General features: G+C 37.6%; 8 protein-coding genes and 1 pseudogene (1 of these 9 only partly in view). 4 read left to right on the top strand and 5 right to left on the bottom strand.

Annotated elements, in window-relative coordinates; genetic code table 11:
- A protein-coding gene (locus F7734_RS46190; RefSeq protein ID WP_155751059.1) for an AAA-like domain-containing protein crosses the window boundary here: on the bottom strand, positions 1 to 199 show its 5' portion. Its footprint begins 53 nt before the window's first position; only the first 199 of its 252 coding nucleotides appear in the window; it begins with the start codon at positions 197 to 199; the stop codon falls past the left edge of the window.
- A gap of 504 nt (positions 200 to 703) precedes the next feature.
- Between F7734_RS46190 and F7734_RS46185 the strand changes: the two genes are divergently transcribed.
- From F7734_RS46185 to F7734_RS46175, 3 genes are read left to right on the top strand one after another with little or no spacing between them, the layout of a single operon-like run.
- Positions 704 to 1,492, top strand: a complete 789-nt coding sequence (locus tag F7734_RS46185; RefSeq protein WP_155751073.1) for an ADP-ribosylglycohydrolase family protein — start codon at positions 704 to 706, stop codon at positions 1,490 to 1,492.
- Positions 1,493 to 1,495: 3 nt separating this feature from the next.
- On the top strand, positions 1,496 to 2,323 hold the full coding sequence (fdhD, locus tag F7734_RS46180; RefSeq protein WP_155751058.1) for a formate dehydrogenase accessory sulfurtransferase FdhD: 828 nt from the start codon (positions 1,496 to 1,498) through the stop codon (positions 2,321 to 2,323).
- Positions 2,320 to 2,730, top strand: a complete 411-nt coding sequence (locus F7734_RS46175; protein ID WP_207714368.1) for a VOC family protein — start codon at positions 2,320 to 2,322, stop codon at positions 2,728 to 2,730. Before fdhD ends, F7734_RS46175 begins: the two co-directional genes overlap by 4 nt.
- Here F7734_RS46175 and F7734_RS46170 read toward each other — a convergent pair.
- Entirely contained in the window at positions 2,702 to 2,920 is a 219-nt protein-coding gene (locus tag F7734_RS46170) for a hypothetical protein (protein ID WP_207714367.1), read from the bottom strand. The genes F7734_RS46175 and F7734_RS46170 overlap by 29 nt on opposite strands.
- A gap of 636 nt (positions 2,921 to 3,556) precedes the next feature.
- Here F7734_RS46170 and F7734_RS46165 point away from each other — a divergent pair.
- Entirely contained in the window at positions 3,557 to 4,825 is a 1,269-nt protein-coding gene (locus F7734_RS46165; protein ID WP_243147441.1) for a Na/Pi symporter, read from the top strand.
- Between the two features lie 68 nt (positions 4,826 to 4,893).
- On the opposite strand, the gene F7734_RS65740 is transcribed toward F7734_RS46165, so the two are convergent.
- The 3 genes and pseudogenes from F7734_RS65740 to F7734_RS61265 all read right to left on the bottom strand — a co-directional run.
- On the bottom strand, positions 4,894 to 5,025 hold the full coding sequence (locus F7734_RS65740; RefSeq protein WP_279239833.1) for a hypothetical protein: 132 nt from the start codon (positions 5,023 to 5,025) through the stop codon (positions 4,894 to 4,896).
- 120 nt (positions 5,026 to 5,145) lie between these two features.
- Positions 5,146 to 7,086 (bottom strand): GTPase, encoded by a 1,941-nt coding sequence (locus tag F7734_RS46160; protein WP_166482568.1) that lies wholly within the window; start codon positions 7,084 to 7,086, stop codon positions 5,146 to 5,148.
- A 5-nt stretch (positions 7,087 to 7,091) separates the two neighbouring features.
- Positions 7,092 to 7,500: pseudogene (locus F7734_RS61265) on the bottom strand (GTPase); the annotation flags it as partial.

Below are 7,500 nucleotides of genomic sequence, written 5' to 3'. Positions count from 1 at the left end.
TGAGAGCTTCTTCTGCCTGTTCAAAATTTATATATACAGTCTTATAGCCCAGATGTTGAGCAGAATTCATAAGGCGGAGCGTGAGGGAAGTTTTACCCATCTTTTTGGGAGCTTGCATTTGAATAACACTTCCCGGTTTCATGATTTCTTGATACGTTAATTCCTCAATTGAATGATAGTTGATATAATGAGAATTCAGGGTTTCGGGAGAGCGGGGAAATTCAACGGTGGCTGAAAACTGCTTTTGATCTCAACTTCAGATAATTAGTTATTAATAAAGCAACTATCTACAAGGTTTGAAAATTTTCCAGTACTGCGTTCTGATGTCATAAATGCTAAGAGGTTGTTGAAAAGTGGTTGGTTGTCTTTTAATCATCATGATTACCCCCCTTAGTGCCCCACGGCGTGAAGGGGCGAAAAGAAAAATCCGTGTTCCCTCCCCAATCCTCGGGAGGGTTAGCGGGTGGGGTAAAAATATTTGATACATTAATCGTGACCCTTTTCAAAACATCCCTCTAAGTACCCACCAGATATAATGTAGTTATCTCAACTAATTCTATAGCATGGTTTCATTCCATAATGGAGATTACTCAATTAGAGGTTATACAGATACCGTGATTGGATTTACATATCTAACCTCAGACATATTGAAAAGATAATCAATCTATCTAAAGATATATTGAAAGGTTATGGAATGAGTAAAATGCTGGGTGCGATCGCGGGTGATATCATTGGCTCAGTTTATGAAGCGAACAATATCAAAACGAAAGATTTTCCTCTGTTTAAAAGTGAGTGCCGTTTTACGGATGATACTGTGCTGACAGTTGCAGTTGCTGATACTATCTTGAATGAGGATTTATCAGTTGGCAGTAGCAAATACATCGATAAATTTAAATCTTACTACCGTCGCTATCCCTTGGCGGGCTACGGAGGAACCTTTAAAATGTGGGCGGGATCGAGTAGCAGAGAACCCTACAACAGTTGGGGTAACGGTTCGGCAATGCGAGTCAGTTCTATTGGATTTGCTTTTAACGATCTAGATACTGTCTTACAAGAAGCACAGCATAGTGCAGAGGTAACCCACAACCATCCAGAAGGTATTAAAGGTGCTCAAGCAACTGCGGTTGCTATCTTTCAAGCCAGGATGGGTTATGATAAAAGCTCTATCAAGTCTTACATAGAATCTCATTTTGAGTACGATCTTGGTCAAACTCTTGACCAACTAAGACCGAATTACCGATTTGATGTTTCTTGTCAAGGTTCTGTTCCCCAAGCCATCATCGCCTTTTTAGAATCTACTGATTTTGAGGATGCTATCCGTAATGCTATCTCTATTGGTGGTGACAGTGATACCATTGCTTGCATTACAGGTGGTATTGCCCAAGCTTTTTATGGTGGCGTACCAAAAGAAATCTCTGAATGGGCGTTCAATCATCTAGATGAACATTTACGCAGTGTTACCCAACAGTTTATTTCCCAGTACAGTTTATAAATAATGCCAAGTCGAAGCAAAACCAAAGCCACTGTTTGGCTCATAGAAAACGGTAAAGTGCGATCGCGTTCCGATCAACTTGCAACCGAAGAACCTTTGGAAATTCGCCTTGCATTTCCACGTCAAACAGTTGCAGTAACAATGCGAACACCTGGAGCAGATTTTGAACTAGCTGCTGGGTTTCTTTACAGCGAGGGAGTCATTAGCTGTAGAGAAGATATCCAACGCATAAGCTACTGCGTCGATAACTTAGTCGATGGAGAACAACGCTACAACATTGTCAACATTACCCTTCGCGAAGGACTAAATCCCGATCTACAGCCGCTACAAAGACATTTTTATACAACGAGTGCTTGTGGAGTTTGCGGTAAGGCTAGTCTTGAAGCCTTGCACTTGAGAAATTACCCGCCTATTCCCGCAGGACTAACGGTTACACCTGACATTATTTACACATTACCAAATAAACTGAGAGCAGCCCAAAGCGTATTTGATGCAACAGGCGGTTTGCATGCAGCTGCTTTGTTCGATACTCAAGGACAACTGCTAACCATACATGAAGATGTCGGACGCCACAATGCATTAGACAAGTTAATAGGTTCAGCCTTACTTAATGGGCAATTGCCTTTGAACGATCGTATTGTCATGGTAAGCGGACGCTCTAGTTTTGAAATTTTGCAAAAGTCCGCAGCTGCTGGAGTTCCTATTGTCTGTTCTGTTTCTGCGCCTAGCAGCTTGGCTGTGTCAATAGCAAAGGAATTTGGAATCGCTTTAATCGGATTTTTGCGAGGCGAAAAGTTCAATGTATATGCTGGGTTAGAAAAGATACAATGAAGGCCATTCAATTTACTGACGCATTTGTTACTTTGGCAACTATTGAGCTTGAAAATCTCGTCAAGTTCTATACTAAATTTTTAGGAATAGAACCAACAAGTATCATTCCAAATGTTTATGCTGAATTTCAACTTCAGGGATTGAAATTAGGTATTTTTAAACCAAAAAATTTGCAGGCTTCTGAATTTGAAAACTCAGAGAACAGTAAAATGAGCTTGTGTTTGGAGGTGCGAGACTTGGAGAGTGCGATCGCACATCTAACAGCATTAGGTTATCCTCCAAAAGGAGAGATAAAAACAGCATCCCATGGGAGAGAAATATATGCTTATGACCCCGATAGCAATCGGTTAATTCTGCATCAATCTACCGTTCCTTCTGTTAAATTCCTTTCTGACTTACACCAATAACAGAACCGCTACCTCCAAACACAGAACCACTGACACCTTGGTTGAATCGAGAACGTATTGCTCGAAAAGTGATATTGGGTAACGGAATATAACCAACTTGTAGCATGAGATTTGCATTTTCTGGAGAGACATAGAAGTTTGTGAAAGCTTGAACTTCCGGACGAGTTGCCACAGATTTCTTAACATACATAAAAATTGAACGAGAAAGAGGCTGATAGCTTGAATCTGAAATCGTTGTCTGACTTGGTTGAGTGTATTTCTCATTGGTTTAAGAGTAAGTTAAAAACAGATTAATTTATTATGAAAAAACAAAAAAATAACTAACTTAGCTATAAAGTTCCTTCTTAGGGTGTAAACCATTAAAGGAGAAGAACTACAAAATTTGAAGTATCTACCCATACGAACAAACTTAACGATTTTTATGAAAACGAAAGATGCTATCTCGTAACTTAGCATTGTCCAAACTTTTCATAATTTATTTTCTTGCAATCATTAAACGAGCTAGCAAGACACCTATCCTGCAAAATTAGAAAATTTCTGTAAGATAGAGTCTTGCTAGTTTCAGCAATGTGTAATGCAAGACACGATATATATAAGATTCCTATTTCATTTCTGAAAAAAACCAAAATGCAAGTCCTATTTAGCAAGCAATTGAGTCTCAGTATACATAGCAAGAATCAAACCGGATTCCTGTAGTGCAATTTTTTAGTGCAAGCTTAGGTATTCATATTCGGGATGGCTCATTTTCTCTCGTGCTCCATTTAAAAAGAAGTTATAAGATTTGTGTTTACAGAAAAAGTTGTAGATTGGAATGGAGGAAAAAGCGTTGTTTTCAAATAATTCCAAGAAAAAACTCCTCAAATTTCTCAGTTTGAATATTCTGGTTTTAGTTTTGCTTGTTAGTCCTGCTATTGTAGGAAAACATTTGAATGTTTTTAACACTCAATCGATGAGTGTACAAGCTCAAGAAACGCAGCAACAGAACAATAACGAGGCGCAAAATCCTGCATCTTCTGGAGAAGAAAAAGGCAAAAATAATCAGCCTAAAAGTGAAGGAGATAAAGGAGAAAAAGAAAGTCAGATAGATGTTTTTAAAATCACTACGGGTGCGCTAGCAGGTTTAGTTCTGTTTTTGTATGGTGTAACCAGGATGGCGGAAGGATTGGAAGCTCTAGCAGGCGATCGCATGAAGAGTATCCTGAGTAAATTCACTACCAACCGCTTTGCAGGAGTGATGACTGGCACAGTGGCGACAACAGCTTTGGATTCATCTAGTGTGACAATTATCATCGTAATTGCAATGGTAAGTGCCGGATTACTAACTTTTGTCCAGTCTCTAGGTGTGGTTTTAGGTTCAAATATAGGCACGACTATCGGAGCACAAATTGTTGCTTTTGAGATTAATCAGTATGCACCAATAGCAATGTTTATTGGCTTTTTGCTGTTGCTCTTGGGTAAGACAGATCGTTGGAAGCAAATCGGGACAGTTACATTAGGGATTGGCTTGCTGTTTTTTGGTCTTGACCAAATTGAAGATTCGATGGAACCATTTAAAAACTACAAGCCGTTTCTCAATTTGATGACAACCTTGGGTGAAAACACATTCTTGGGTGCTTTGGTAGGAGCACTATTTACAGTATTAGTTCAATCCTCTTCTGCCACTGTTGCGATCGTTGTTACCTTGGCTAGTCAGGGATTAGTTTCATTACCTGCGGGTGTCGCCTTAGTACTTGGTGCTGAAGTTGGTACCTGTGCGGATACCTTAGTAGCTACGATAGGGCGCGAACGCCCAGCCGTGCGAACAGGAGTTTTTCATTTGCTTTTCAACATTATTTCTGCTAGTGTGGGCGTTTTATTTGCTGCTCAATTGGCGGGGCTTGCTAAATGGGTATCTACCTTAGCTGGTGCAGGAGATGATATTGCCCGTCAAATTGCCAATGCACAATTGTTGTTTAACGTTATGGGTGTGGCTTTAGTTATAGGATTTTTGCCACTGATAGCCCGTGGACTGGAAATGCTAATTCCTAAGGGCAAAGGTGAAACAGATTCTGGTGATAAAAACTCTGATTTGCAGAAAGCAAAAGTACAAAGGTGATTTTTTGCACCTTTCCTATCCCCCACTCTTTCTGCTTGAGGTAGGGTGGGGGTTTTGTGATGTATGATTTAGTAAGGATGTGCCAGATTAACTGTTAACGAGGCACCTGGTTGCAAATCTGTTGCTTGACCCTGACATATAACTTTGAGAGATTCTATATTGGCAGATGCGGCTGAAATGCTTAAGTAATTATCTATCATTTCAATTTGCAGATCGTTGCTTCGGTGATGGAGACTAATGCATAACCGTTTGACATGCGTTCACCAAAATTGCGTAAGAACCCAAAATTTTTCGCTCTCCGTACTGCACTAGATAGATGCCTAAGTTAGGAAGTTACCCAATTCTGGGTTTATCATGTTCATGATTTTACAGACAAGCTCATCGAAATCAGAACGAATTTCAATGAGTTTCTTCATCCAAGCATTTGAAGTTGCTATCTCTTCTTCTCCTTGTGTGCGAACTGTTTGAATCTGATTCTCGATTTCGTCATAGACATTAGCTTCAAATCCTTGCCTTTTATTCTCAATTTCTAACTCAAATTTTTTAGCTGCTTCTCTAAATTTTTGCCTAATTTTTTCACGTTCGTTTGAAACTTTTCTTTCTTGTTCAGACTCTTTGTTCATCTTTTCTAATTCTGAGTAAACAGCCATAGATCCTAATATAGGTCCTAGTATATGACCAAGATTACCAAGAAATGTAGTAAGACCAACCGAATCTACAAGGTCAAAATGTATACCTAAGCTATCTCCCCAATGTCCAATTTGTTCTACAGTTTGATGCAACAAACTACCTTCAACGTTCTCAGGATGCAGGATGATAGGTACAGAATCATAGTAATGTTGCTGTGCATCATGAAACGCATTAAGGGCTTCTGCATGGACTGATGGTTCTTGAGCTTGTAATACATTTAATGAAGCATTTTTTAAAGCTTTTAAAACTTGGTGAGCATTATGCATTTTATCCCATGTTTCCTTATTTATGGCAGACTGACCTAATGCAATGAAAGCTATACTAGAAGAAGCAAATAAAGGAGTTAACTTTTGAGAAGAGTTAATAAGATCGTTTAATTTAGTACCAAAGCTAATTTTAGTCTGGATTATTTTACTATTTATCTGTTGAGATACCTTCTTATCATCTAATGAAACTAGCTCTTGAAGTAGACTATTTTGATGTAGTTCTTGAATATCATTCTGTAGTTTTATAGCAGCCTTCTTGAAAATATCTACTATACTTTCTTGCGCTTGTTTATCAATAAGCTTTAAATTATTTATCGTTAGCTCTTCTTGTTGTTTAAATTCTGTCTCGTTACCAATATCTAATGTGTTGGCTAGGGTATTACCCTCTTTAACGATATCTTTTGCTGTTTTCGATACTACACATTTAATGTTGGTTCGTAATCGCTGTCGATTTTGCTCAACTATACAAGATAAACGTGTCAAAATTTCAAAGAAAGCTTTATCTTCAGGAGAACTACGAGCAAATTTTAACTTAGCTTCATCAACCCATTTTGAAGTTATCCGGATAGGAGTATCTAAACGAGCAAGACCAGCACGGTTTTTTACAAAGTTATTAAGTTCATCTATGAAAGTTTGAAACCGACTGGCTTCAATCAAATAATCATCATTATCTTCTATACCTTCATAATAATCTTTAGCATCAATAAAGCAGATAGGAAATTCTTCTAATTTATGTGGTTCTAGAGATTTTTCTAGACTGTCACGATAACTAGCAATTTTTTGCTGTTCTTCTCCTGCTTCTTGTGACATTTTATTTATAACTAGCATCATTTTATGAGCGTAAGCATTTTTATATGCCAGTTTTTTGAAGTTATCTAATATCAATGAATCAAACAGTGAATGAGTAAGACAGAAAACTAATAAATCAGCTTTTTCCATAGCATCATAGGTAATTTCATCATGGTCTTCGTGACCTGTCCAAAGTCCTGGTGTATCAATCAATTTGATGCCATTCCAGTCGTAATGGGTAGTTTTATCAGTAGCTATATCTGAATCAATATAGATATCATTTCGCCCTGTAAGCGCAGAAATAATAGTTGATTTTCCTGCACTATATTGCCCTATAAAAGCAACTGTGAGAAAACCACGCTTACGATGTTCTTCCAATTCCTCATTGAGCCTTCTACGGATAGTCTCTATTTCATTTGTTGTTTCCTGTGCGAGAAGGTTCTCAAAATTTTCCAGGCTATCATCAAATTTTTTTCCAATTGCTGCTATTTGAATTGTCTTGTTATTGTTTTTCATACTATTCATCTCCTAACAAACTCAATAAAACAAACATCTTCTTGAAGGATTTTCTTTAATTTCTTTAATCGTGATTCATTAGTAGGTAATTTAGATTGGGTTTGAATAGCGATATTATATCCAAAGTTTCGTTCAACCTTATTTATAGTTATGTTAATATTTTCTTCAGTTAATGGCTGGCGTTTTTCTAGATACCAATCAACAATTCTTGTAGCATAAGCATGATTAAGAACCCTCACTTCGCTATCTAACTTCTCTTCAGTTTGAATTAGTTGGTTTGAGATTAAATCTAAGCTTTCAATTATCACTTGAAAAAAATCATTAGTACTACTTTCGATAGAGTCACAATAATTTTTGAATGTTTTTAAATATTCATTTGTAATATGCTTTTTTTGCTCTTCAATTTGTTTAGTT

The sequence above is a fragment of the Scytonema sp. UIC 10036 genome, from assembly GCF_009725235.1.
The sequence above is the reverse complement of the archived record's forward strand: the minus strand, read 5'-3'. Positions and strand labels throughout refer to the sequence as shown.